This is a genomic window from Streptomyces sp. PA03-5A, assembly GCF_033792725.1.
Lineage (GTDB): Bacteria > Actinomycetota > Actinomycetes > Streptomycetales > Streptomycetaceae > Actinacidiphila.
On sequence record NZ_JARAVL010000005.1, the window covers coordinates 79,543 to 104,812 of the forward strand.

The window sequence follows — 25,270 nt, forward strand, 5'->3', positions numbered from 1 at the left end:
CAGGAGGATGCGCCGATGAGCAGCACGGTGACCATGCTGGACTCACTCCCGCCGGCCCATCGCCGAGCCTTCCTGGAGCACGCCAGGAAGGTCAGCTTCCCGCAGAGCTGGCGCATCTGCGACGAGGGCAGATTCGCCGACCGGTTCTGGGTGGTCGAGTCGGGTGCCGTCTCCATCGACATGGACGTGCCCGGCCGAGGTGCCGTCTCCGTCGAGACCCTGGGGCCCGGCGAACTCGTCGGCTGGTCCTGGCTGTTCCCTCCCTACCGCTGGCAGGTCGGCGCCCACGCGCTGGGCTCGGTGGGGGCGTACGAGTTCGGGGCGGCCGAGATCCGCGACCTGTGCCGGGACAACCCGGTGCTGGGCCAGGCCATCGTGCTGGCCGCCGCGCAGACCATCGCCCAGCGGCTGGGTTCGGCCCGGGCCAGGATGCTGGACATGTACGGCCCGCGCCTGCAGGAGCACTCCTGACCGACGGAAACCGGCCACGTGCACGGCTCGCGGGGCACCTGCCGGTAGCGCTCCCCGTCCGAGAAGTCCCCGACGTGTCACCGCCGTTCACGGCGGTGTTCAAGGCGAGGTTCACGGTGGCGTAGGCCACGGGCCCGGTGGCCCGGGTCAGCGCACCCAGGTGTCGTCGGCGCCCCTCGTGCCCACCGGGCGGCGGAACAGCTCGTCGCGTCCCGCGTCGTACAGGACGAACGACCGGTGCGCCTGCGGGGCGGGGCGCACCGCGACCACCTCCGACTCCCGGAAGCCGGGCCACGCTTTCCCGGAGTGGCCGGCACCCTCGACCGCTTTCGGCGCCGACAGCGGATTGCCGCCCGCGCAGCGCACCCGGGGCACGCCGCGGTCGTCGACGAGCACCGCCGTGCCCGCCTCCAGCACCGCCGGGAAGGAGGTCGCGGAGCCGTCCGCGAAGCCGTGGTCGGTGACCCTGGTGTCGGCGCGCAGCAGCGCGGGGGTGAGCGACTTCAGGTGCCGCCCGATCCCGTCGGCGTCGATGCCCGCCACCCGGGCGAAGGCGGCCGCCTTGCCGGGGTCCGCGGTCAGGGATGCGGTCTGCTCGGCGACGTCGCAGGCGGCCTCGCCCTTGGTGCCGCCGTACAGGGCGCTCGTACCACCGGAGACGCTCGGCGCCCCGTACGCGGCGGAGGGCTTCGGGGTCAGGGTGGGCGCCGGGGCGTCCGGGGGCGGGGACTCCTCGGCCGTGCTCGCGGTGAAGGAGTCGAGGCCCGCCACCCGCGCCGGCTGGAGCACGACCTGCGGCCGGGTCGGTGACGGGCTGCGCCCGGGCGCCGCCGTGCCTCCGTCGCCGCCCCGTGTGACCAGGAAGACCGCCAGGACGAGCGCCGCGGCCCCCAGCGCCGCCAGGGCCGACAGCCCGGCGCTCGACGTCCACCACGGACGGCGGGCGTGCGCGGGCGGGTCGTGGCCGGGGCCGGGGGTGCCGGGTGGCTCCTGGGGCGGGGGTGAGGTCACCCCGCATTCTCCGTCCACCCTCCGGCCGGGCCGCAAGCCGGGACATTCCGGACGGGCGGGCTGCCGCGGGGCTGCTTAGCCTGACACCGTGACCCGGCATCCGCCCTCCGCCCCGCACCCGGCCCCGGGGCCCACCCACGGCTGGCTGCACGCACTCGCCGCGGTCGTGGCCGGGTACGCCGTCATGGTGGTCGTGGCGGCCCTGGGCCTGTGGCTCGCGGGGGCCTCCGAGCTGCCGCAGGGCGCCTTCCTGCCCGTCATCGCCGCCACCGTGGTCATGGCCGTCGGGGGCCGGGTCGGCCTGGAGGGCGGCGCGGGCACCATCGCCCGGTCGGACGCGGCGGTGACCGTCTTCCCGCTGTCCGTCGCCCTGGCCGGAGCCCTCGTCACCGCCTACGTGGTCGTACGGCCGCTGCGCCGGCACGCGGTGGTGGCCGGGGACCGGCTGCTGTGGCTCTTCGTCCGGACGGGCGTGCTGTGGGCCCTCGTCACGCTGCTGATCGCCCTCGGCGCACGCCACACCTTCACCATCTCCACGGGCGAGGAGTTCCTCAACGACCTCGGCGACCTGTTGGGCATCACCCCCACCGTCGGTTTCCGCGCCGACGTCCCGGTCACGGTCGTCGCCGGGCTGCTCTGGCTGGCCGTCGTCCTCCTCCTGGCCTTCGCCGTGTCACGGCGGGCGCCCCTGCCCTCCCGGCTGGTGCCCGTGCACACCGTCGTCCGGCCGGCCGCCCGCGCCATGGTGGGCGTCCTGCTCGCCTACGTGGTCGGCGGCGCCGTGGTCGCGGTGGTCACCGCCTCGACGCGCGCGGAGCCCGCGGACAGCTTCGCCGTCGTCTTCCTCGGCCTGCCGAACGTGGCATGGCTCGCCCTCGGTCTCGGTATGGGCGCCTCATGGCACGGCAGCGTGCAGGGGGCGCTGGGTGTGCCGATGCCGGAGGCCCTGGCCGCCGTGCTGCGCAGCGGGGACGGGGAGGCCACCCTCGACCTCGCGTCGCTCTCCGAGCACGACGGCAGGGCCTGGTGGCTGGTGGTCGCCGCCGCCGTCGCCATGCTGGGCGCGGGCTGGGCCACCGCTTGGCGCGCGCGACCCGGCACGGGGCACGTGCGCAACGCCGTCCACCTGGGGGTGGCGTCCGCGGCGGCCATGCTGCTGATCGGCGTGCTCACCCGGATCGACGCGCACTACGGCCTGTCGCTGTTCGGCATCGGCGACCCGTCCGACACCGGCGGCCTCGGCGGTTCCATCGTGCTGCTCCCGAACCTGCTCCCCGCGATCGGCATCGCCGCGCTGTGGGGCGTGGCCGCAGGCCTGCTCGGCAGCATGGCCGTCCACCTGCTGGCCCGCGGCCGCACCGCCCGCCGGGACGCTGCGGCCCGCTGAGCGTCGCGTGGGGGGCCGCGGCCGGCATCGCCGCGCTGCGGGGTGCGGCGGCAGGCCTGCTCGGCAGCATGGCCGTCCACCTGCTCGCCCGCGCCCGCACCGCCCGCCCGGGCGCTCCGGCCCGCTGAGGCCGTCGCGGCGGGCTGCGCCCGGTTGCTCGGCGGACCGCGACCGCGGTCAACGCGTGGTCGCAAGGCGACCTGAGGCCGTGCCGGGCGGCCCCTCGGGGTTGTCCGTCCGGGTGGGGGGACGGGTCCGTGCCGGGGTTCTCGCGGCGGCACGTCTGCCGGGCCGGGGCCGGCCTGCGGGTGGCAGTTCGGGCGCCGTCGCGTGCGGAGCCGCGGCTGGCATTCCGGGCTGCCGGGCGTGGCGGCACACCTGCTCGGCAGCATGGCCGCCCGCATCCTGGCACCGGCCCGTCCCGCTGACGCCTGCCCCGGCGGCGGCCCCGTCCAAGGCGGAGGTTTGCCCGTCCGGGTGATCCGACGGGTTCGTGCCATGCTGCGGGCCGTCCGGCGGCAGGTCTGCCGGGCCGGGGCCGGTTCGGGCTCTGCGGGTGGCGATCCGGGCGCCGTCGCGTGGGCGGCCGCGGCCGGCATCGCCGCGCTGTGGGGCGTGGCAGCCGGCCGGGCCGCTTCCATCCTGGCCCGGGGCGAGCCGGCCGTTGCCGCGGCGGCGACGGCTGTGTCCTGGGCATCGGCGCGTGGCCCGGGCAGTACCGGCCGTCGGCCCTGGCATCCGCCTCAGGATTCGCCCGTCCAGGTGATCGGGTGGGTCTCGGTCGGGGACGCGTCGTCGCGCAGCGGCGGCTCCGCCGGGGGCGGGGGTTCGCCGGGCCGCATCTCGGGCGGTTCGGCGGCGGCGTAGGTCGCCATGCGGGCGCCGTCGCAGTAGCACCAGCGGTCGTGCTCGGCGTCGAAGAGCCAGACGGCGTCGCCGTCCACGACGGCGCCGATCCGCATCCCGCTCGTTCCCCGGTCGAAGGTCTCCAGGTCGATCGTCCCGGCCGCGAGGTCCTGCACCAAGGTCCGGTACGAGCCGAGCGCCTCCACCAGCCGGCCCAGCAGCGGACGGGCGTCCGCCGTGCGCGCCGGGGAGCCGCCCGCCGCAGGAGGGCCCTGCGGCACCGTGATCAGCAGCCGTCCGTCCACCCACGCGGACCAGCCGTTGGAGCACACGATCCGCGCCCAGTCGCCCCGGTGCTCGGTCACCCGCACCGGCAGCAGGGGGTCCAGCCCCGCGGAGGGGCTGGAGTCGTCCGGCGCCCGCCAGGTGGGCAGTCCGCCCGCCGGGGCGACATGGGTGGGGACGAACTCCGGCTCGTACATCAGGCCTACCTCCGCATGACGGCCGGCTCGTGCTGCCGCAGCAGCCTGACCACGACGAGACCGAAGGCCACCGACAGCACCACGAGCATGCCCATGTCCAGCAGCCACATCGAGGGCACGGGCCGGAAGAGCGGGTCCGACGTCACGTTGCTGGGTGTGAAGGCATGCAGGTCCAGCGTCGCGGCCATCGCCCCCAGCGCCCAGCGCGAGGGCACCAGCCAGGACAACTGCTCCAGACCCGGGACCCCGTGCAGGGGCAGCAGGGCACCGCAGAAGACGACCTGCACGATGGCGATCAGCACCAGCAGCGGCATGGTCACCTCCTCTTTGCGCACCAGGGCCGAGATCAGCAGCCCGAGCATCATCGAGGTGAACGCCAGCAGCGCCACCGCCAGCGTGATCTCCAGCAGCGGCGGCAACAGGACCCCGCTGCCGCCCTGGGGTCTCAGACGCACGCCGACGAGGGCGACCATCGTCAGGACCACCGCCTGCGCGACGGTGATCACTCCGAGGACCACGACCTTGGACGCCAGGTAGGCCGAGCGGGACAGGCCCACGGCCCGCTCCCGCTGGTAGATGACCCGTTCCTTGACGAGCTCGCGGACCGCGTTGGCGGCCCCGGTGAGCACCGAGCCGACGCACAGGATCAGCAGCACGTTGAGCGCGTTGTTCCGGCCCAGCGCACCGCCGGCCAGGGCGCGCGCCATCCCGCCCATCACGAAGGGCAGGGCCACCATGATCGCCAGGAAGGTGCGGTCGGCGGCCAGCGACGCCGTGTAGCGGCGCACCAGCGTCCACAACTGGCCGCCCCAGCCCTGCGGCTTGGGCGGCTCCAGGGGTTCGAGCTCCGCCGGGGGCTGCGGTCCTGCGGGTTCCAGCGCCGCCGCGACGTACTCGTCGTAGAGCGGGGAGGCCTCGTACTGGCCCGCCCAGTCGCGGTTCTCCTCGTTCTCGAAGGCCTCGAAGGCTTCCGGCCACTGCCGGAAGCCGAAGAAGGGGAGGGTCTTGCTGGGCGGCCCGTAGTAGGCCATGCGCCCGCCGGGGGCCATCACCAGCAACCGGTCGCAGACCTCCAGGCTGAGCACGCTGTGCGTCACCACGATGACCGTGCGGCCGTCGTCGGCGAGCTCGCGCAGCATCGTCATCACCGAACGGTCCATCCCCGGGTCCAGGCCGGAGGTCGGTTCGTCCAGGAAGAGCAGCGAGGGCTTGGTCAGCAGTTCCAGGGCGACGCTCACGCGCTTGCGCTGGCCGCCGGAGAGGGTGTGGACCGGCTGCTTCACCCGGGCCTCCAGGCCGAGTTCGGCGATCACCTCGTCCACCCGGGCCTGCCGCTCCTCCTTGGCGGTGTCGCCGGGGAAGCGGAGTTCGGCGGCGTACGACAGGGCGCGCCCGACGGGGAGCTGCTGGTGCAGGATGTCGTCCTGCGGGACGAGGCCGATGCGCTGGCGCAGGTCCGCGTACTCGCGGTACAGGTCGCGCCCGTCGTAGAGCACCGTGCCGTGGTTCGCGGGGCGCAGGCCGGTCAGTGCGTTCAGCAGCGTCGACTTGCCGGAGCCGCTCGGCCCGACCACCGCCAGCAGGCACTTCTCGCCGACGGGGAAGCTGATGTCGTCCAGCAGCACCTTGCCGCCGTCGTCCACCCGCACCGACAGGTCGCGGACGTTGAGCGAGACCTCGCCGGTGTCGGTGAACTGCTGCAGCTTGTCGCCGACCAGCCGGAAGACCGCGTGACCGACGTCGATGATGTCGCCCTGGTGCACGACCGCCCGCTCGACGCGCTGGCCGTCCAGATAGGTGCCGTTGTGGCTGTGCAGGTCGACGATCTCGTAGCCGCCGTCCGGCAGCGACCGCAGTTCGGCGTGGTGCCGCGAGACCAGCAGGTCCGAGACGACCAGGTCGTTGTCGGAGGCGCGCCCGATGTGGATCGTGCGGTCGGGCAGCGACCGCACCGACGTCGGGCGGCGGAAGGTGCCGGTCGCCGCGGGGGAGGCCATCGGCGGCGCCCGGTAGACCCCGGTGGGCGCCTCGGCGCTGCTCAGCCGGGCGCACGGCCCCTGCTCGGCGTGCCCGAAGCGGATGACGCTACCCGGGCCGACGCCCCACTGCCGGACCTGCCGGCCGTTGACGAAGGTGCCGTTGGTGCTGCCCAGGTCGTGCAGCATCCAGCTGTCGCCCGCGGGCCGGATCACCGCGTGGTGCCACGACACCCGGGGGTCGTCGAGGACGACGTCACCGTCGGGGTCGCGACCGACGTGGTACTCCCGACCCGGGACCAGGATCCGGGTGTCCCCGTCGGTCTCGAGCACGAGCTTGGGCGCGGTGGGCGCGAAACCTCGCTCGGCCACGGTTCGATCGTAGCCGCGGACCGGCCGCCCCGCCTGTCCCACCTGTCCCGCAACGGGCCGTCACATGGCCCTGAGGGACGGTGCCGGGGCTCTCACCACTCGGTCGGCGCGTAGTCCTTGAGGAACACCCCGTGCAGGTCCTCGCCCTGCTCGCCGCGGACGATCGGGTCGTACACCCGGGCCGCGCCGTCGATGAGGTCCAGCGGGGCGTGGAATCCCTCTTCGGCGAGGCGCATCTTGTCCGGGTGGGGCCGCTCGTCGGTGATCCAGCCGGTGTCGACGCTGGTCATCAGGATGCCGTCGGTCTCCAGCATCTCGCGCGCGCTGGTGCGGGTCAGCATGTTGAGCGCGGCCTTCGCCATGTTGGTGTGCGGATGGCCCGCCCCCTTGTAGCCGCGGGTGAACTTGCCCTCCATCGCGGAGACGTTCACGACGTACTTGCGGCGGGCGGCGGCGGCCGCCATCGCCGGGCGCAACCTGCTGACCAGGATGAACGGCGCGGTCTCGTTGCACAGCTGCACTTCGAGCATCTCGACCGGGTCGACCTCGCCCACGGCCCGGCTCCAGCTGTTCGCCGCGTCGAGGTCGGGGACCAGCCCGCCGGCGTCGATCGCCGTGCCGGCCTCGATCCGGGCGAGCGAGGCCGAACCGCTCACCAGCGCCAGGTCCGTGACCTCCTGGGCCCGGGCCGACAGCTCCGCACGGGGGGCGGGCAGCGCGGGCTGGGCACCGCTGCCGAAGGCCCCGAAGACCTCCGAGGCGGGCAGCGCCCCGGCCGGGAGCGGGGCGGACTCGGCGGCCACCAGTTCCGCGTAGGCGGCGGGGGAGCGGCGCACGGTCTGCGCCGCGTTGTTGATCAGGATGTCCAGGGGGCCCTCGGCGGCCACCGAGTCGGCGAGCGCGACGACCTGGGCCGGGTCGCGGAGGTCGATCCCCACGATCTTGAGGCGGTGGATCCACTCCTCGCTGTCCGGCATCGCCTTGAAGCGCCGGATGGCGTCCGCGGGGAAGCGCGTGGTGACGGTGGTGTGGGCGCCGTCGCGCAGCAGCCGCAGCGCGATGTACATGCCGATCTTGGCCCGGCCGCCGGTGAGCAGCGCGCGGCGGCCGGTCAGGTCGGTGCGCGCGTCGCGCCGGGCACGGTTGGCGGCCGCGCACTCCCGGCACAGCTGGTGGTAGAAGGCGTCGACCTCGACGTAGCGCCCCTTGCACACGTAGCAGGAGCGCGGCCGCCGCAGGATGCCCGCGATCGCACCGGTCGTGGACGAGGAGGGCAGCAGCCCCTGGGTCTCGTCGTCGATCCGCTCGGCGGAGCCGGTCGCGGTGGACTCGGTGACCATCTTGTCGTGGGCGGTCTTGGCGGCCCGCCGGTCCTGCCGGCGGCGCTGCTTCACCATCCGGTAGATGCCGGCCGTGGCCTTGCGCACGGTGACCGCGTCGGGGTGGTCGATCGGCAGCTCGTCGAGCTCCCTGAGCACGCTGAGGCACAGCTCCAGGCGCGCCGGGTCGATGCCCGGGACGCCCTCCCAGGCCGTTGCCGTGCTCTGCTCGTTCTCGGTCGCCGTCATGCCCGCCGTCGTTCCCTGGATCGTGTGTTCCCACTGGTGTCCTGCGGAACTCTACGGAGGCCGGGGCGCCCGGCCAAAACGGCGGCTTTCGCCCGTGCGTCCCCGGCGGCCGCAGCCGGCGGCCGGGGGGCGGCCCCGGGACGGTCCGCGGTGTGCCGGCGGGTCACTCCAGGGGGGCGGTGGCCTCGCTCTCGTACGCGTAGTCCCACGGCTCGTCGGCCATGTGCTCGAGGCGCTTGTAGTACGCGGCGCTGTCCGGCCACGCCTGGTGCGCCCCCGCGTCCTGCACGCTGATGGCCAGCGGGTCGTACAGGATGCCATCGGGGGGCTGCCCCCCGGCTCCCAGTGCGATGCCGAGGGTGAGACCGTCCCCGGGGCCGCCGTGGAGTCGGATCCTGGTGGTCATGGAGGTCACCTCCTGCATCCATGATCTCTCGCCGGGGGAGGTTTGGTGAAGAACCGGGACAGCGACCCGGCCGCGGGCCGACAGTGCGTGAGAGATCCGTTACGTTACGCTTCTCCGCCCGCTCCAACCCCCCACGAGGTGCCCGCGTGCGCGAATTCAGTCTGCCCGCGCTGGTCCCGGCCACCCTCGCCGGCGGCCTGGCCGACGTGGTGTTCGAGACCGCGGCGCAGGCCCCGGACGAGGTGCGGCTGGGCCGCAAGGAGGACGGCCGCTGGCGGGACGTGACCACGGCCGAGTTCCGCGACGAGGTGACGGCCCTGGCCAAGGGGCTGCTCGCGCACGGGGTGCGGTTCGGGGACCGGGTGGGGATCATGTCGCGCACCCGGTACGAGTGGACGCTCTTCGACTTCGCGCTGTGGACCATCGGGGCGCAGCCGGTGCCCGTCTACCCGACCTCCTCGGCCGAGCAGCTGCGCTGGATCCTCCACGACACCGGCGCCGTCGGCTGCGTCCTGGAGCACGAGGACCACGCCATGACGCTGGGCTCGGTGATCGACCGGCTGCCCGCCGTGACCCGCGTCTGGCAGCTGGACTCCGGGGCGGTGAAGCAGCTGGTGGCCGACGGGGAGCGGATCTCCGACGACGTGGTCCACCGGCACCGGCTCGCCGTCACGCCCGACGCCGTCGCCACCGTGATCTACACCTCGGGCACCACCGGACGCCCGCGGGGCTGCGTCCTGACCCACGGCAACTTCATGTGCCAGACCGACAACCTCATCGCCGGCTGGCGGCCGGTCTTCGACAGCGGCACCTCCGCGCAGCCGTCCGTGCTGCTCTTCCTGCCGCTGGCCCACGTCTTCGGCCGCATGATCCAGGTGGCGGCGGTGCGGGCGAGGGTGCGCCTGGGGCACCAGCCGGAGATGACGGCCGCCGAGCTCCTGCCCGACCTGGCGCTGTTCCGGCCGACGTTCGTGCTCGCCGTGCCGTACGTCTTCGAGAAGGTCTTCAACGCCGCGCGCGACAAGGCGGAGGAGGCCGGCCACCTGGGTGTGTTCGACAAGGCCGTCGACGTGGCCGTGCGCTTCGCCGAGGCCCGCGAGCGCCGTGCGCTGGGCACCGGCCCGGGACCGAGCGCGGCGCTGCGCGTGCTGCACCGCGTCTACGACCGGATGGTGTACGCCAAGGTCCGCGAGGCGCTGGGCGGCCGGGTCCGCAACGCGGTGAGCGGCGGCTCCACCATGGGGCGGCGGCTCGGGCTGTTCCTGGAGGGCGCGGGGGTCACGGTGTACGAGGGCTACGGACTCACCGAGTCCACCTCGGCCGCCACCGCCAACCCGCCCGGGCGGGTGCGCTACGGCACGGTCGGCCTCCCCGTGCCCGGCACGGACGTGCGGATCTCGGACGAGGGCGAGATCCTGCTGCGCGGCCCGGCCGTCTTCTCCGGATACCTCGGCGACCCCGGGGCCACGGCGCAGGCCCTGCGCGACGGCTGGCTGCACACCGGCGACATCGGCTTCCTCGACGAGCACGGCTACCTGACGATCACCGGCCGCAAGAAGGAGATCATCGTCACCACCAGCGGCAAGAACCTCTCCCCTGCCGTCCTGGAGGAACGCGTCCGCGAGCATCCGCTGGTCGAGCACTGCCTGGTCATCGGCAACGACCGGCCCTACGTGACGGCCCTGGTGACCCTGGACACCGAGGCGACGACCCAGTGGCTGAGGCTGCGCGGCAAGGCCGAAGCCGGGTTGCAGGAGCTGGTTCGCGACCCGGAGCTGGAGACCGAGGTGCGGCGGGCGGTGTCGGCGGCCAACACGCGGGTGTCGAAGGCGGAGTCGATCCGTTCGTTCCGCGTGCTGGCCGCCTCGTTCACGGAGGAGCGGGGGCTGGTCACCCCCTCCCGCAAGCTCAGGCGCCGGGCGGTCGAGGAGGCCTACGCCGCCGAGATCGACGCGATGTACCGGCGCTGAACCGCGGTCACGGCTTGGGGAGCAGGCATCCCGGCAGGGTCAGGTCGAACCGGTTGCCCGTGGTCACGCACGTGCCGATCCCGTAGGTCTGCTCGGCGTAGTTGATGCCCTGGCGGACGGTGACGGTGCCGTTCTCGGCCACCTCGCAGGGGTTGTTGAGGGTGCAGCGGCCGCCGTCCTCGTTCCCCGTGTTGTTGATGGCGACGACCTTGCCGGTCGTGGTGTCGATGACGGGCGACCCCGAGGTGCCGCCGATGGTGTTGCACGAGGAGGTGTAGCGGACCGAGTCCTTCCAGGTCCAGTCGCCCTCCTTGAGGAGGTGGACGAAGCCGTCGATGCTGCAGCTGTAGATGGTCTTCCAGTAGCCGGAGACGACCTTGATGGCCGTGCCCTGAACCGGGTGCGTACCGGAGACCTCCAGCGCGGAGATCCCGTAGGAGGACTGGATCTGCGCGTAGGTGCGGTTCAGCTGGTACACCGAGATGTCGGTGTCGGTCATGGTCGCGTACGCCAGCTTGGTGGCGCGCAGCGTGGCGACCGAGCGGCCGGAGGAGTTGAGCAGGCCGAAGGTGCGTGTCGACGTCTGGTTGACCAGCACCTCGCCGGCGTCGAGGAAGCCGCTGGTCAGGCAGTGCCCGTTGGAGAGCACCAGGGCGGGGTCGGTGGAAGCGGAGCCCGGGAAGCGGATGAGCGACCCGGAGCAGTTGCTGAGCGACACCGTCCCGGCGAAGTCGACGGTGACGGCGGCCCTGGCGTCCGGTGCGGCCGCGGCGTGCCGGCCGGCCGCCGAGGCGGGGGCTGCGGACAGCCCGAGGGACGCGACCGCGGCGAGGGCCGCAAGGGCAGCCGCGAAGACTCCTCTGAGAGGTCGTTTCATGTGGGGGGTCCTCTCGAGACCGAAGTTCTTTCGGTTTTGGCATGGACATTGTTGTGAACTCGAGAGGGTGGTCACAAGAGGGCCCAGTGCGGCCGGAGCGCGCCCGGCGGCGCGCCGTGGGCGGCTGCCGGCGGGCGCGGTCCGGTGACGGGGCGTCAGCCGGGAAGCCCCACGACCCGGTCGCCCGGCCGGCGGGCGGGCGACCCGATCCGGACGTCCGTCCCGCGCTGGCGGGGACCGGCCTGGACCGGTACGGCCGCGCTCGGCGCGGGGGCGACCAAGGCGTGGCGGGCGGCGGCCGCGAGCGCACGCCGGTCCGGGAGCGAGCCGGCCGCGATGCGGGGGAACGCCGTCACCTCCGCGGTGAGTCCGCGGGCCGCCACCACCCGGCGCACCGAGTCCATCAGGGTGTCCTCGCCGAGGAACGCCGCCTCGGTGCTGGGCCTCCCGTCGGCGTGCCGGTAGCGGATGAGCAGCGGCTGCACGTCGGCGCCGGCGTCCAGCGCGGCCTGGAACAGCGCCCGGCGGTACCGGCCTTCCTCACGGCCGCACCAGGTGCTGCCCTCCGGGAAGGCCACCACCGTCGCGCCCGAGCGCAGCGCCGCCGCGACCTCCGCCACCGTGTCCGGCAGCGCGCGGATCCGTTCCCGGTCGATGAAGATCGTGCGGCCGCGCACGCACAGCCGCCCGATCACCGGCCAGTCGCGGATCTCCCGCTTGGCGACGTTGCGGCCCGGGAAGACCGCGGCGATCAGCAGGATGTCCAGCCACGACACGTGGTTGGAGACCACCAGCAGGCCGCGGCCCGGCTCCCGCGGCGCCGGCTCGGGCAGCCGCACCCGGACGCCGAAGGCCGCCGCCACCGAGCGGGTCCAGCGCCGGATCAGCCGCTCGCGTCCCGCCGGGCCGCACAGCGCGCCGACCGGCACCGAGAGCACGACGCCGGTGAGCAGCACCACCAGCGCGGCGGCGTACCGCAGCAGCCGCCGGACCCGGCCCACCACCTGACCGTCACCGGTCACGCACGCCTGCGGGGAGCAGGGGGCGACCGGCGACCACCACGCCGCGGCCATCTCAGACCGATCCGAGCGAGCCGATGGCGCCGAAGTGGCGCAGGTAGCGCTCGTCGGTGCGCTCCAGCGAGAGCAGGATGAACAGGTCGGCGACGCCGAAGTCCGGGTCGTAGGCGGGCTCGCCGCACACCCAGGCGCCCAGCCGCAGGTAGCCACGGAGCAGCGCGGGCAGCGTGGTACGGGCCGGGCGGACGATGCCCGCCGGGTCCCAGGGGCGGCGCGGGGAGACCAGGTACTCCTCGGGGGCCATGTTCTTGGCGGAGACCCGGTCCCACACGCCCGCGGCCAGCGCGCCGCCGTCGGTGAGCGGCACCGAGCAGCAGCCGGCGACCCAGTTGTGGCCGGTGGTCGCCATGTAGCGGGTGATGCCGCCCCACATCAGCGCGACGACGGCCCCGTCACGGTGGTCGGCGTGCACGCACGAGCGGCCCACCTCGACCATGTCGTGCTGGATCGGCGCGAGCCGGGTCAGGTCGAACTCGGACTCGGAGTAGGTGCGGCCCGCGCGTCGGGCGTTGGCGGGGGTGAGCAGCCGGTAGGTGCCGACGACCTCGCCGGTGCGGTCGTCCTTCACCAGCAGGTGGTCGCAGAAGGCGTCGAGGGCGTCGACGTCCAGGCCCGGCTCGGGCGTGTCCAGCACGGCCCCCATCTCCCCGGCGAACACCTGGTGCCGCAGACGCTGTGCGGCCCGCACCTCCGCCTCGTCCTGGGCGAGGCTCACCGAATAGCGGGGGCGGTCGGTCGGGGTGTCGACGACGGGAGCGAGTTCGTACGAAGCGGTCATGGCGCGATTCCCTGGTCAGGGGGACGGGGACACCCTTATCTGTCCCGTCGCGGCCTTGCCTTGGCGTGTCCTTGACGGAGCGCGCAGATGTGCGCTCGCTGAAGTGCCGGTGCCGTGGGTCCGCGGGCCGCCCGCTTCACCCGGAAAGCGCTCCCAAGCGGCCTTCGAGCAGCAGCAGGAGCTCGCCGAGGATGCCCGCCAGCTCCTCGCGGCGGCCCTCCGGGAGCCCGGACAGCAGCCCCGTCTCGTAGGCGAGCTGCTCGGGCAGGACGCGGTCGACGAGCGTGCGGCCCTCCTCGGTCAGCCGCAGGTGGGAGACCCGGCGGTCGCGACTGTCCGGGCGGCGGGCGACCAGGGCGCGCTCCTCCAACAGCTTGATCCGCTTGGTGACCGCGGCGCCCGAGGCGAAGGTCTCCCGGGCCAGCCGGCCCGGCGTCAGCTCGCCGCCGACGCGGCGCAGGGCGATGAGGATGTCGTACTCGGGGCGGGTGAGGCCTTCGCGACCCAGGGGCGTCTCGGTGACCTGCTGCAGCAGTGCGGCGCAGCGGTTCAGCCTGCCGATCACGGCGACCGGCCCGAAGTCCAGGTCCGGGTAGACGTCCTGCCACTGGCGCAGCACCGTCGCGACGGCGTCCTCCACGCGGGTTGTCCTTCCTCCGTACGCCGGCGGCTCCGGCGGCGTGCGCATGATCGTACGCGTCGTCATGGCACGGTGACGGACCGGCCGTCCCCGCGCCGACCTGCCAGCATCAGGTGGCCGCGGTCCTCCGCGGCGGCGATCCGGCGCTCGGGCAGGGCCCGGCTCCACCACTCGCCGGAGGCGGTGTCGGCGGCCTCGCGCAGCTCCAGGAGGGCGGCCACGAGCCGGGCCTCGCGGGCGACGGGCGCGGCGAGCTCGTGCTCCAGGCGCCGCAGCGCGGCGCCCACCCGGTGGCCCGCCCGGCGGTTCGGCACGGCGAAGCAGGCGAGCAGCCCGGCGGCGGCGCCGACGAGGGTGTCCAGCCAGCGGTCGGCCACCAGCCGGCCGGCCGGCTGCGCGCCCGCGAACTCGGTCATGATCATGGCCATGGGCGTCACGAAGGCGCTGGCGATCCAGTAGTTGCGCGCGATGGTCGCCTCGGCCGCGACATTGCAGGCCAGCGCGGTCACGATGAGGGTCACGGCCCCGGTGGCCGTGAACGGCACCAGGACGGTGAACAGCAGCACGCCCAGGAGGTTGCCGAGCACCCGCTGCAGCGCGCGGTGCCACGACAGGGTTGTGTTGGCCGCGAAGACGGCCGCGGCGGTCACCACGGCCCAGTACGGCCGGTCCACGCCCAGGGCCATCGATCCCCACCCCGCCAGGGCGCTGCCCAGGAGGACGCGCAGCCCGAGGGGGAGCAGGTGCCGCAGGCCGGGGCGGTGGGGCCGCCCCGCCCGGCCGGTCCGGGTGCCGACGGAAGGGGCGGGGGTGCGCGCGGCGGGGCCGGGGTCCGGCAGGGTACGGGTACGGCGCAGGGTGCGGGCCCACTCGGTGAGCCGGTCCGCGTCGGCCGGCTCGGCGGCCTCGGCGCGTGCCAGCAGCCGCTCCAGGCCCACCAGATGGACGGTGGTCCGGGCCGCCCGCAGGGTGTGCCAGGCCGTGTGCACCGCGAGGGTGGCCTCGTGCCGGCTGCCGGGGGTGCCCCCGTCGGTCAGCGCGCGGGCCCGGACCTCCAGGGCCCGCGCGACGGCGGTGCGCTCGGGGGCGTGCGGCCGCACGAGCACCGGGGCCATGCACACCAGCCAGGCGACGGCCCCGCCGAGCAGCACCAGCCCGGTGTGTGCGGGCACCTGCCCGAGGGCCTGCGGGACGAAGGCCGCGCTCGCCGCCACGAAGGTGAAGATCACGTTCCCGGGCGGCCCGATCCGTGTCGCGTCGCACACCACCTTGTGCACCGCCGCGAGCAGGGCGGCCACCGCCACCCGGACCGGCGTCGACTCGGTCAGCGCGGCGGTGGCCAGCGCCACCCCGGCCCCGGCGGCCATGCCCAGGACGACCAGGGCGAGCGTCCGGGCCCGGGCGGCGAAGGGCAGCCCGTGCGCGTACAGGGCGCACAGTCCGCCGCCGGCGGCGTACAGCACCAGGTCCAGCCGCCCCAGGGCCAGCAGCGTCACCTCGACCAGGCCCACGGCGACGACGACGCTGAGGGCCCGGCGGTGCCAGAGGTCCTGGACGGAGCGGAGCCGGAAGGCGCCGCGGACGGGGAGGGGGAAACCGGGCATACGAGAAAGCTTAGCAGATGTTTTACTCGTGAAAGATATCCCGGACGACCGGCTCGGACGGACCCGGACGGACCGGGGACGAACGCGGTGGCCGGCCCCGTTCCGGGACCGGCCACCGCGGACCCGCGCGGATCAGGCGGGGAACGCCAGCGACAGCGCGAACCGCCCCTCGGCGTCCGTCCACCAGTGCCGCAGGGCGAGACCGGCGGCGGCCAGCTCGGCCCGCACGCCCTCCTCGCGGAACTTGGCGGAGACCTCGGTGCGCATCTCCTCGCCGCGGGCGAAGTCCACGGACAGGTCGAGCGCGGGGACCTTCACGGTCACGTCCGCGCGCGCCCGCAGACGCATCTCGATCCACTCCTGCTCGCGGTCCCACACGGCGAGGTGGTCGAAGTCGTCGGGGTGGAAGTCCGCGCCGAGCTCGCGGTCGATGACCGACAGGACGTTCTTGTTGAAGGCGGCCGTGACCCCCTGCGCGTCGTCGTACGCCGCCACCAGCGTCGCCTCGTCCTTGACCAGGTCGGTGCCGAGCAGCAGCGCGTCGCCCTGGGAGAGCAGGGCCCGGACCGAGGAGAGGAAACGGGCCCGCTCCTGCGGCAGCAGGTTGCCGATCGTGCCGCCGAGGAAGGCGACCAGCCGCGGCCCGGGAGTCCCGGGGAGGGTCAGGCCGTGCTGGAAGTCGGCGACGAGCGCGTGCACGGTCAGCTCCCGGTGGTCGGCGAGCAAGGCGTCGCCGGCCCCCCTGAGCGCGGACTCGCTGACGTCGATCGGCACGTACGTCAGCGGTGCGCCCAGCGCGCCGATGAGCAGCCGGGTCTTCTCCGAGGAGCCGGAGCCCAGCTCGACGAGGGTGCGGGCGCCGGTCGCCTTGGCGATCTCCGGCGCCCTCGCGTGCAGGATCTCGCGTTCGGCGCGGGTCGGGTAGTACTCGGGCAGCCGGGTGATCTCCTCGAACAGCTCGCTGCCGCGGGCGTCGTAGAACCACTTGGGCGGGAGCTGCTTGGGGCTGCGGGTCAGCCCGTACGCCACGTCGGCGCGCAGCGCGGCCGCGGTGGCGTCGGCGGGCAGGGTGCGGGTGAGGGTGAACGGGCTCACAGGTGCGGCTCCTTGAGCGGGATCAGCAGGACCTCGGTGGGATCGCCGTACAGCAGGTGGCGGTCGGGGACCTCGGTCCAGCGCGGACTGTCGTCGTACGGCTCGGAGGCCACGACGAGGGAGCGGCCGGGCGTGTCCAGGTACCAGAGCGTGTCGCCCCAGGCGGTACCGGCGATCGCCCGGCCGTCGGTCAGCAGGAAGTTGAGCCGTGAGTCGGGGGTCAGTGCGGCCAGCCGGCCGACGGTGTCGGCGAGCGCCTCGTCCGCCGCGGCGCCGGCGCGCAGCCGGTGCAGGGTCAGCGCCCAGGCCAGGGCGGAGTCGCAGCGCGCCTCCAAGGTCAGCAGCTCCTCGGGGGGCAGCGTGCGGGCCGCCTCGGCGACCGAGTGCGGCCAGCCGCGCAGCGCGCCGTTGTGGCTGAACAGCCAGCGGCCCGCCGTGTACGGCGCGGCGGCGGACTCGTCGGCCACCGAGCCCTCCGTGATGTCGCGGACCGCGCCGAGCAGCGCTCCGGAGCGCGTCACCCGGCACACGTCGGCGAAGGACGGGTCGTCCCACACCGGCCCGGAGCGCCGGTAGCGCGCGGGCAGCGGATCCCCGTCCGCGTACCAGCCGAGCCCGAAGCCGTCGGCGTTGACCGTGCCGTACTTCTGCCGGCGTGGCGCCCACGACTGGCGGTACAGCGAGTGCGGCGGGTCGATGACGAGTTCGCGGAGCGCGACGGGCGGCCCGACGTACGCCAGGTGCCGGCACATCAGCCGCGCCCCCGTCTGTTCGGGGCGGCGCTCACACCTGCTCCGGGCGGGCGTCGCGGGCGGTGCGGAAACCGGAGAAGATCTGCCGCCGGATCGGGTAGTCCCAGTTGCGGAACGTGCCCCGGCAGGCCACCTGGTCCACGGCGAAGGAACCGCCGCGCAGCACCTTGTGGTCGGGGCCGAAGAAGACCTCCGAGTACTCCTTGTACGGGAACGGGGCGAAGCCCGGGTAGGGCAGGAAGTCGCTCGCCGTCCACTCCCACACGTCGCCGACCAGCTGCCGTACGCCCAGCGGCGAGGCGCCGGCCGGGTAGCTGCCCACCGGGGCCGGCCGCAGGTGCCGCTGCCCGAGGTTGGCGTGCTCCGGGCCGGGGTCGGCGTCGCCCCACGGGTAGCGGCGGGAGCGACCGCTCCCCGGGTCGTGCCGGGCCGCCTTCTCCCACTCCGTCTCGGTGGGCAGCCGGCGTCCTGCCCAGCGGGCGTACGCGTCGGCCTCGTACCAGCACACGTGCAGCACGGGCTCCTCGCGCGGCACCGGCTCGGTCACCCCGAAGCGGCGGCGCAGCCACGTACCGCCCTCCCGGTGCCAGAACAACGGGGCGGACAGCCCGTGCTCGCGGACGTGCGCCCAGCCCGCCGGGGTCCACCAGCGCTCGTCCCCATAGCCGCCGTCCTCGATGAAGGCGAGGTACGCGCCGTTGCTCACCGGCACGGTGTCGATGAAGAACGGCGCCACCTCGCGCACGTGCGAGGGACGTTCGTTGTCCAGCGCCCACGGCTCGGCCGAGGTGCCCATGGTGAACGGACCGCCGGGGACCAGAACCTCGGCCGGCAGGAACGCCGCGTCCGCGGGTGCGGGCGGCGGCGGGGGCGCGGTCAGTGCCGCCGGGCCGCGGCGCAGCTGATGGGTGATCAGCATCGTCTCGTCGTGCTGCTGTTCGTGCTGGGCGATCATGCCGAAGGCGAAGGCCGCGTCGGTCAGCGGCGTGCCGTGCAGCGGTGCCCGCTCCAGGATGTCCAGCACGCGCCCGCGGACCTCGGCCGCGTACGCGTGCGCCTCCGCGGGCGGCAGCAGCGGCAGCGTGGGCCGTTCCGAGCGCGGGTGCTCGAAGGCGTCGTAGATCGGGTCGATGTCGGGGCGCAGGGCCTCACGGCCGCCGACGTTCCGCAGCAGCCACTGCTCCTCCTGGTTGCCGATGTGGGCCAGGTCCCAGACCAGGGGCGACATCAACGGGGAGTGCTGCGCGGCGAGTTCGTGGTCGTCGACGCAGGTGGTGAGCGCCCGGGTGCGGTCGCGCGCGGTGGTCAGGGCGTCCAGCGCCCGCCGGCGCAGGGTCTCGGGGTCGAGCGCGGGTGCGGTCACGTGCGGCTCTCCTTGCGTAGGAAGGCGTCGAGCATGTCGTCGGCGGGACAGCGGCCACGCTGGACGTAGCGCTCGGTGAAGTCGTCCACCGCCTGCTGCACGGCCTGGTCCGCGCCGAGCCGGGGCAGGGCCTCACGGGCGGCGGCGAAGCAGGTCATGGCGGTGGCGTGGAGTTCGGGGTCGGCCAGGCCGTGCCGGGCGGCGCGCCGCCACAGCGGGTTGCGCGGCGCCGGGTCCCGGCCCGCCGCGTCGGCGAGCGGCTTCACCGCCCGGTAGGCGACCTCGGAGGCGGCGGCGTCGTCGAAGAGCGCCACGGCCACGGCCAGCGGCACGATCCAGCCGTCCCGCCCCGACTGCGCGTCGATCATGCGCAGTTCGAGGTAGCCGCGTGGCCGCACCGGCGGGAACAGCGTCGACAGGTGGTAGTCCAGGTCGGCGGCGGTGGGAGGCCGGTACGACCCGTCACGGATCCAGTCGCGGAAGGTGAGCCCGTCGGGCACCGCCCAGGGTGCCTGGTCGCCGCGGATGCACAGCACCGGGGCGTCCAGGGCGTAGGCGGTCCAGGCCGTCCGCGGGTCGGCCCCGGTGGGCGGGGCGAGGGTGCGCCCCGGGTCCAGGGCGGCCCACACCGCCTGCCGCGTGGACCGCCAGCCGGTCGGACGGCCCGCGCTGAGCGGCGAGTTGGCGAACGCCGCGACCAGGACCGCGCCCAGCAGGTGCGCCAGCAGCCAGCGTCTGCCGAGTCCGAAGGGGCCCGGCTCCTCCGTACCCGAGTCCAGGCAGACCTGGACGGAGGCCGTGGAGCACATCATGGACCGGCCCGCGGGTCCTGAGCGGTCGAAGTACGTCTCCATCGCCGCGTACCGGGGCTCGTCCAGCAGCCTGCGGGGCCGGCGCCAGGGGTCGTGGCCGTGGCCCGCCAGGGCCAGGCCCTCCCGGCGGAGCCGGTGGCGTACGGAGTGGAGGTCGGCGGCCGCGGCGTTGACGCACGCGGTGAGTGAGGGGGCGGGCAGCGAGCTCAGCTCCAGCTGGCCGCCGGGCTCGGTCGTGAGCCGGGAGCGGAGGTACAGGTCGTGCAGTGCGGCGACGGCGGCGCCGAGCCGTGCGCGGCCCACCGGGCGGGCCGGGTCGTGCGGGTCGTGGAGGAACCATTCCAGTTCCACGCCTATGCGGCGCGGCGGGCCGGTCTTGAAACAGATGCCCTGGATGTGTTCCTCCGCTGCTGTCTCGGTGATCGGTTCGGATGTCTCCATCCGCTGGCTGGTGCCGGGCATGGCCGGGACCTCCCGTCGAAGGCGGCTTTCCGTGTCCCGCCCGGCCACGGCCGGGCGGTGTCCGTACCACCTAAGCCCTTCGGTGCGGGCCGCTCAAGAGCGCCCCGGACGAACGGCCGAGGGACGGCAGATGACACCCGAGTCGAGGGCGGCCCCTGCCGTCCGGTCCGAATCAAGCGTGGACCGCGACCTGGCGGCCCGCATCTCCAAAGCGCGTCTGTGCAGGTCAGAGCGTGGATGTCAGGACTTCCCCGACGATCTTCCGGTCCACCGCGGCGCGCACCAGCGCCGCGGCCAGGACGGCCTCCTCGCCCTCCGGGACCAGCTCCGCCAGCTCGCCGGCCGTGCCGGGGAGCTCCAGCCGCTGCGCACCCTGGAGCACCTTCCCGTCGAAGGCGGGGGCGAATTCCGGCCACACCGCCTGCACCTCCCGCAGGAAGAAGCCCGCCCCGACCGGGCCGATGCCGGGTACCTCCCGCAGCAGCCGGCACAGCCGCTCCGCGTCCCCGTCGGCCGCCGCGCGGGCCTTGCGCAGGTCGCCGCCGTACCGGTCCAGCAGCAACTGCGCCGCGTCGCCGAGCCGGGTCGCGGTCCGCTCGTCGTACCGGCGGTAGCCGCCCTCGTCCAGCACGTCCCGTCTCCGCTGCCAGGTCGCGCCGGCCGTCGCGGCGGGGTTGCGCAGCCCCGCCGCGAACAGGGCGCGGGCCGCTGCGATCGCCGTCCGCGTGCGGATGCGGGCACCGAGCAGCATCGCGAGGACGAGCAACTGGTAGAGCGGTTGCGGGGTGTCGCGCAACCGGATGCCCGCCTCCATGGCGTACGTCTCGCCGTGCGCCGCCAGCAGCGCCCGCACCGTCGCCCGGGCGTCCCGCACGTCCCGGGCGTTCTCCGTACTCCGGCCGGCGGTCACGTAGGGCCCGTTCCCGTGCGCAGTGCCCGGCGCGGCGGCCGGAGCTGGTCGTGGCGCATGGGGTGCGTGTTCCCGGACGGACCGGCATGAAACGGCTGCCCGAGGGCGCGGGTCCGGGCGGTGGGCTCAGCGGTCCAGGAGCCCGGCGCGGTCCTGGGTGCGGTAGCGCTCCAGCAGCGAGGCGAGGTCCGCGGCGGTGAAGCGGCGGTACGCCGCGCCGCAGGGTCCCTCGCCGGGCGGGGACCACCACACGGGGTCGGGACAGCGGAAGCCCTCACGGCGCAGGGCGGCGCGCCGCACCTTGTTGGTGGCGGTGACCGGCATGCGCGGCACGACCCGTACGAAGCGGGGGGCCGACTTCGTGCCGAAGTCCGCCTGCGCCGCCAGGAACGCGGCGAAGGCGCCGGGGTCGAAGGCGGCGCCCTCGCGGAGGGCCAGGGCCGCCATCACCTGGTCGCCCGAGACGGGGTCGGGGACGGCGTACACGGCGACGGCCGCGGCGGCGGGGAAGCGGGCCAGGACGTTCTCCACGACGGCGGCGGCGAGGTTCTCGCCGTCCACGCGCAGCCGGTCGTCGGCGCGGCCCGCGAAGTGGAACCAGCCCTCGGTGTCCCGGAAGAAGAGGTCGCCGGTCCAGTACCAGCCGTCGCGGGTGCGCGCGGCGACCGCCTCGGGGTTGCGCCAGTACCCCTCGAAGCGGGAGGACCCGCGGTTGACGAGCTCGCCGATCGCCTCGTCGCCGTTGAGCAGCCGCCCCGCCGCGTCGAGGACCGCGCGGGGCCGCTCGGCGCCGGTCGCCGGGTCCACCACGGCGAGGTCGGCTCCGGGAGCGGCGCGCCCGACCGCGCCGGGCGGCGTGCCGGGGGAGCGCTGGATGGCGGCTCCGCCTTCGGAGGAGCCGTACCCCTCGGTGAGGGGCACGCCGAAGCGCTCCGCGAACCGGGCCGCGTCGACCGCCCCGGCCTCGGTGCCGAAGCCCCGGCGCAGGCGGTGGTCGCGGTCGTCGGGGCGCTCGGGGGTGGCGAGCAGGTACTGCACGGCCCGCCCGACGTAGGTGAAGTACGTGGCCCCGTAGGCGCGTACGTCCGGCAGGAAGCGGGAGGCGGAGAAGGACCGGCGCAGCGCGACCGCGCCGCCGCCCGCGAGGGCGGGTGCCCAGCCGGCCATCACGGCGTTGCCGTGGAAGAGCGGCATGCACAGGTAGTGGACGTCGTCCGGTCCGAGGCCCAGGGAGCCGCTGAGGGAGGCTCCCGCGTCGGCGAGCCTGCCCTGGGAGACGACCACGGCCTTGGGGGCGCCGGTCGAGCCGGAGGTGAAGTAGAGCAGGAGCCGGGAACCGGGGCGTATCCGGCCGCCGCGCGGCGGACCGGCGTCCTCGTACAGGCGCAGCAGCGCCGCGTACGCCGGGTCGTCCACGACCAGGATCCGCTCCCGGGGGAGGGGGAGCGCGAGACCGCGCAGCAAGGGCAGGTGCGCGCGCTCGGTGACCAGCAGCGCGCACTCGGTGTGTGTGATGTCCCGGGCCAGTTCCGCACCGCGCCGGGTCGGGTTGACCCCCACCACGGCGGCCCCCGCACACGCCGCGGCGCCGAGCCACAGCGGGAACTCCGGGACGTTGCCCAGGAGCACCCCGACGTGCGGCTCGGCGCCGTGCGGCAGCAGGTCGGCCAGGAGCGCGGCGCGGGCGGCGGAAGCGGCCGCCACGTCATGGCGGCTGAGCCTGCGCTCCCCGTACAGCAGCCCGGGGCGCCGATCGCCCCACTGGCCCTCGACGAGCTCCGCCATGGTGCGCCCCATACGGCCGCACCATAGCTGACGTCTCGTCAGATGTCAGGCCTTCGGGGCCTCCTGGTCCGCGCCCTGTTCGGCGATGGACTTGCGGACCTCGTCCATGTCCAGGTCACGTGCCTGCTTGATCAGGTCCTCGAACGCGGGTGCGGGCAGCGCGCCGGGCTGGGAGAAGATGGCCACCTTGTCGCGGATGATCATCAGCGTCGGGATGGACTGGATCTGGAACGCGGCGGCCAGCTCGGGCTGCGCCTCCGTGTCGACCTTGCCGAACACGAGGTCGGTGTTCTTCTCCGCGGCCGACTCGTAGACGGGGGCGAACATCCGGCACGGGCCGCACCAGGACGCCCAGAAGTCGATCAGGACGAAGTCGTTGTTGCCCACGACCTCGTCGAAGTTGTCCTTGGTGAGCTCAACAGTGCTCATGCTTCCCTTACCTGCTTCCGGGTGCCGTCGGTCGGGACCCACTGACCGTAACCGAGGGCAGCGCTGCGCTATTCCGAACGCCGCCCTCCCGGCGCGTCCCCCCGTCGCCCCACGGAACGGGATGCCGGGAGCCGGGCGGGGCCGGATGCTGGAGGGAGCGGGGACGTCCGTCGCCCCCGCCGGTCAGACGCGGGGGCGACCCACGGGAGCGGCCGATGGTGACGACGATGCACGCCGTACGGGCGCATCGGCGCGGCGGGCCCGAACAGCTCCGCTACGAGACCGTGCCCCGGCCCGAGCCGGACGCGGGTGAGGCGCTGGTGGCGGTGCGGGCGGCCTCCGTGACGGCCGGGGAGCTCGGCTGGGACGCGACCTGGACCGATAGCTTCGACGGCTCGGGCCGCGACCGCACCCCCACGATCCCCTCGCACGAGGTCTCCGGCGTGGTCGCCGGGGTGGGCCCCGGGGTGATCACCCCGAGGGTCGGGGACGCCGTCTACGCACTGATCCCCTTCGTCCACGACGGTGCCGCGGCCGAGTTCGTCACCCTCCCCGCGGGCATCCTGGCCGCCAAGCCCCGGCGTCTCGACCACGACACGGCCGCCTCGGTCCCGCTCGCCGCGCTCACCGTCTGGCAGGCGCTCGCCCGGCACGCAGGGGTCACCCCGGGCCGGCACGTGCTGGTCCACGGCGCGGCGGGAGGCGTCGGCTCCTTCGCCGTCCAGATCGCCGCCGCGCTCGGCGCGCGGGTCACGGCGACCGCCGCCGCGCGCGACGCGGGATTCGTCGCCGGACTGGGCGCGGAGCGGGTCGTCGACTACGCCGGCAGCCGCTTCGAGGACGAGGTGGCGGACGTGGACGTCGTCTTCGACGCCGTCGGCGGCGCCACGCAGGACCGCTCCTGGTCGGTGCTGCGCCCCGGCGGGCTGCTGGTGAGCATCGTGTCCCCGCCGGACGAGGAGAGCGCCCGCGCGCACGGCGCCCGTGGCGTCTTCTTCGTCGTCGAGCCGGACCGGACGGGCCTGGAGGCGGTCTCCCGGCTCATCGACGGCGGCAAGCTCACCCCGCGGGTCGACCGCGTGGTGCCGCTCGCCGAGACCCGCGCCGCCTACGAGGCGCTGGAGCACGAGCACCGGCGCGGCAAGGTCGTCATCCACGTCGCCGACGGGGCCTGACCGCACAAGGCGGGCGAGGGCCTACGGGACGACCGTCACCGGCCAGCGGCCCGCCTTGACCAGCCGCACCGCCACCGAGCCCACGATCCGGTGCCCGGCCTTCTCGGAGGCGCCGACCACGACCGCGTCGGCCTTGAGCTCGTCGGAGGCCTGGGACAGCCCGCTGAACGGGTCGCCCGTGAAGGTGTGGAACTCCCAGCGCAGACTGGACACCGACTGGAAACGGGAAGCGGCCTTCTCTATCTCCGCCTTGAGCTCGTCGGCGATCTCGGCGGTCGCCTCCGCGACCGGCGCGCCGAAGGCGGCCCCCGCCGCCAGGACCGGCTGCACGTACACGATCGCCAGCAGCGCCCTCTGGCGCCGCGCCAGCCCCGCCGCGTACGCCGCGGCGCGCCACGACGACTCCGATCCGTCCAGTCCCGCCACGATCACCTTGGGACCGTCCGTGCCCCGCTCGAAAGCCGCCTTGTCGCTCACGTTCCGAGCCTACTTGCGGGACTGCCGCGCGCGCCGTACCGGACGCGGGGAATCCGCGCCCGCGGCGAGATGGCCGTCCACCAGCCGCTGCAGCGCGGAGGCGAAGACCGCCCGTTCGTCCTGGGGAAGGGCCGCCAGCAGGTCGCCGTGGACGCGGGCGGTGATCTCCCTGCCGAGGTCGACGAGCTCCCGGCCCGCCGCGGTGACGGTGATGATGCGGGCCCGGCGGTCCGTGGGGGAGGGGTGCCGCTCGGCGAGGCCGGCCCGCTCCAGCTCGTCCATGGTGACCACCATCGTGGTCTTGTCCTGCTGGGAGACCTCGGCCAGTTGAGCCTGCGTCAGCTCCCCGGGCAGCGCGTGCAGCAGCACGCAGTACCCGCGGGGGGTGAGCCCGACCTCGGCCAGCGCCGCCGCCAGCCGGTTCGTCATGGCGTGGCTGGCGTACTGCAGCAGCCCGGTGAAGTCGGGCGCGGAAACCGTGGGACCCATGGTCCGAGCCTAGCAAAAAGGTCCGTTACCGAATCATCGGTGACACGAACGATC

Annotated in this window: 23 protein-coding genes; 4 read left to right on the top strand and 19 right to left on the bottom strand. The window is 74.5% G+C overall.

Annotated features, from left to right (window positions below; translation table 11 throughout):
* The first annotated feature begins 15 nt into the window (after positions 1-15).
* Positions 16-471: a Crp/Fnr family transcriptional regulator gene (locus PV410_RS07650; protein WP_499515374.1), complete on the top strand. Its 456-nt coding sequence runs from the start codon at positions 16-18 to the stop codon at positions 469-471.
* A 147-nt stretch (positions 472-618) separates the two neighbouring features.
* On the opposite strand, the gene PV410_RS07655 is transcribed toward PV410_RS07650, so the two are convergent.
* Positions 619-1,482: a DUF6777 domain-containing protein gene (locus tag PV410_RS07655; protein WP_500323146.1), complete on the bottom strand. Its 864-nt coding sequence runs from the start codon at positions 1,480-1,482 to the stop codon at positions 619-621.
* Between the two features lie 88 nt (positions 1,483-1,570).
* On the opposite strand from PV410_RS07655, the gene PV410_RS07660 reads away from it, so the two are divergent.
* The gene (locus PV410_RS07660) at positions 1,571-2,869 is read left to right on the top strand and encodes a streptophobe family protein (RefSeq protein WP_500323148.1); all 1,299 of its coding nucleotides are present in this window, start codon (positions 1,571-1,573) and stop codon (positions 2,867-2,869) included.
* Between the two features lie 743 nt (positions 2,870-3,612).
* Here PV410_RS07660 and PV410_RS07665 read toward each other — a convergent pair.
* The 4 genes from PV410_RS07665 to PV410_RS07680 form a co-directional block, all read right to left on the bottom strand.
* Positions 3,613-4,197, bottom strand: a complete 585-nt coding sequence (locus PV410_RS07665; RefSeq protein ID WP_500323150.1) for a hypothetical protein — start codon at positions 4,195-4,197, stop codon at positions 3,613-3,615.
* A 5-nt stretch (positions 4,198-4,202) separates the two neighbouring features.
* Entirely contained in the window at positions 4,203-6,545 is a 2,343-nt protein-coding gene (locus PV410_RS07670) for an FHA domain-containing protein (protein ID WP_500323151.1), read from the bottom strand.
* 92 nt (positions 6,546-6,637) lie between these two features.
* Positions 6,638-8,113: an SDR family NAD(P)-dependent oxidoreductase gene (locus PV410_RS07675; RefSeq protein WP_500323153.1), complete on the bottom strand. Its 1,476-nt coding sequence runs from the start codon at positions 8,111-8,113 to the stop codon at positions 6,638-6,640.
* A gap of 163 nt (positions 8,114-8,276) precedes the next feature.
* Positions 8,277-8,519 carry a hypothetical protein gene (locus PV410_RS07680; RefSeq protein ID WP_499515380.1) on the bottom strand — a complete coding sequence of 81 codons (243 nt, stop codon included), beginning with the start codon at positions 8,517-8,519 and terminating at the stop codon, positions 8,277-8,279.
* A 146-nt stretch (positions 8,520-8,665) separates the two neighbouring features.
* Between PV410_RS07680 and PV410_RS07685 the strand changes: the two genes are divergently transcribed.
* Positions 8,666-10,489 (top strand): AMP-dependent synthetase/ligase, encoded by a 1,824-nt coding sequence (locus PV410_RS07685; protein WP_500323154.1) that lies wholly within the window; start codon positions 8,666-8,668, stop codon positions 10,487-10,489.
* Positions 10,490-10,496: 7 nt separating this feature from the next.
* Here the strand turns inward: PV410_RS07685 and PV410_RS07690 are convergent, their stop codons facing one another.
* The 12 genes from PV410_RS07690 to trxA all read right to left on the bottom strand — a co-directional run bounded on the left by PV410_RS07690 (position 10,497) and on the right by trxA (position 23,075).
* A complete protein-coding gene (locus PV410_RS07690) occupies positions 10,497-11,366 on the bottom strand; it encodes a S1 family peptidase (protein ID WP_500323155.1) in 870 nt (289 codons plus the stop codon).
* A gap of 155 nt (positions 11,367-11,521) precedes the next feature.
* On the bottom strand, positions 11,522-12,388 hold the full coding sequence (locus tag PV410_RS07695; RefSeq protein WP_500323156.1) for a lysophospholipid acyltransferase family protein: 867 nt from the start codon (positions 12,386-12,388) through the stop codon (positions 11,522-11,524).
* 52 nt (positions 12,389-12,440) lie between these two features.
* Positions 12,441-13,223, bottom strand: a complete 783-nt coding sequence (locus tag PV410_RS07700) for a GNAT family N-acetyltransferase (protein ID WP_500323158.1) — start codon at positions 13,221-13,223, stop codon at positions 12,441-12,443.
* Between the two features lie 136 nt (positions 13,224-13,359).
* Positions 13,360-13,911 (bottom strand): MarR family winged helix-turn-helix transcriptional regulator, encoded by a 552-nt coding sequence (locus PV410_RS07705; RefSeq protein WP_500323400.1) that lies wholly within the window; start codon positions 13,909-13,911, stop codon positions 13,360-13,362.
* A 14-nt stretch (positions 13,912-13,925) separates the two neighbouring features.
* Positions 13,926-15,467 carry an FUSC family protein gene (locus tag PV410_RS07710; protein ID WP_500323159.1) on the bottom strand — a complete coding sequence of 514 codons (1,542 nt, stop codon included), beginning with the start codon at positions 15,465-15,467 and terminating at the stop codon, positions 13,926-13,928.
* A gap of 132 nt (positions 15,468-15,599) precedes the next feature.
* Positions 15,600-16,562, bottom strand: coding sequence for an L-histidine N(alpha)-methyltransferase (egtD, locus tag PV410_RS07715; RefSeq protein ID WP_500323161.1), 963 nt, complete (start codon positions 16,560-16,562; stop codon positions 15,600-15,602).
* Entirely contained in the window at positions 16,559-17,314 is a 756-nt protein-coding gene (gene egtC / locus PV410_RS07720; RefSeq protein ID WP_500323163.1) for an ergothioneine biosynthesis protein EgtC, read from the bottom strand. Before egtC ends, egtD begins: the two co-directional genes overlap by 4 nt.
* A gap of 31 nt (positions 17,315-17,345) precedes the next feature.
* Entirely contained in the window at positions 17,346-18,677 is a 1,332-nt protein-coding gene (gene egtB / locus PV410_RS07725; protein ID WP_500323164.1) for an ergothioneine biosynthesis protein EgtB, read from the bottom strand.
* Positions 18,674-19,930 (bottom strand): ergothioneine biosynthesis glutamate--cysteine ligase EgtA, encoded by a 1,257-nt coding sequence (gene egtA / locus PV410_RS07730; RefSeq protein ID WP_500323165.1) that lies wholly within the window; start codon positions 19,928-19,930, stop codon positions 18,674-18,676. Before egtA ends, egtB begins: the two co-directional genes overlap by 4 nt.
* 247 nt (positions 19,931-20,177) lie before the next feature.
* Complete coding sequence (locus tag PV410_RS07735; protein ID WP_500323402.1) at positions 20,178-20,765, bottom strand: endonuclease; 588 nt, start codon at positions 20,763-20,765, stop codon at positions 20,178-20,180.
* 222 nt (positions 20,766-20,987) lie between these two features.
* Positions 20,988-22,658 carry an AMP-binding protein gene (locus tag PV410_RS07740; RefSeq protein WP_500323166.1) on the bottom strand — a complete coding sequence of 557 codons (1,671 nt, stop codon included), beginning with the start codon at positions 22,656-22,658 and terminating at the stop codon, positions 20,988-20,990.
* 33 nt (positions 22,659-22,691) lie between these two features.
* On the bottom strand, positions 22,692-23,075 hold the full coding sequence (trxA, locus tag PV410_RS07745) for a thioredoxin (protein ID WP_499515391.1): 384 nt from the start codon (positions 23,073-23,075) through the stop codon (positions 22,692-22,694).
* 215 nt (positions 23,076-23,290) lie between these two features.
* Here trxA and PV410_RS07750 point away from each other — a divergent pair, with 215 nt between their 5' ends.
* Entirely contained in the window at positions 23,291-24,250 is a 960-nt protein-coding gene (locus PV410_RS07750) for an NADP-dependent oxidoreductase (protein ID WP_500323169.1), read from the top strand.
* A 21-nt stretch (positions 24,251-24,271) separates the two neighbouring features.
* Here the strand turns inward: PV410_RS07750 and PV410_RS07755 are convergent, their stop codons facing one another.
* Together PV410_RS07755 and PV410_RS07760 are read right to left on the bottom strand one after the other, a co-directional pair.
* Positions 24,272-24,727 (bottom strand): universal stress protein, encoded by a 456-nt coding sequence (locus tag PV410_RS07755; protein ID WP_500323170.1) that lies wholly within the window; start codon positions 24,725-24,727, stop codon positions 24,272-24,274.
* 9 nt (positions 24,728-24,736) lie between these two features.
* Entirely contained in the window at positions 24,737-25,216 is a 480-nt protein-coding gene (locus tag PV410_RS07760) for a MarR family winged helix-turn-helix transcriptional regulator (RefSeq protein WP_500323171.1), read from the bottom strand.
* Between the last annotated feature and the right edge of the window lie 54 nt (positions 25,217-25,270).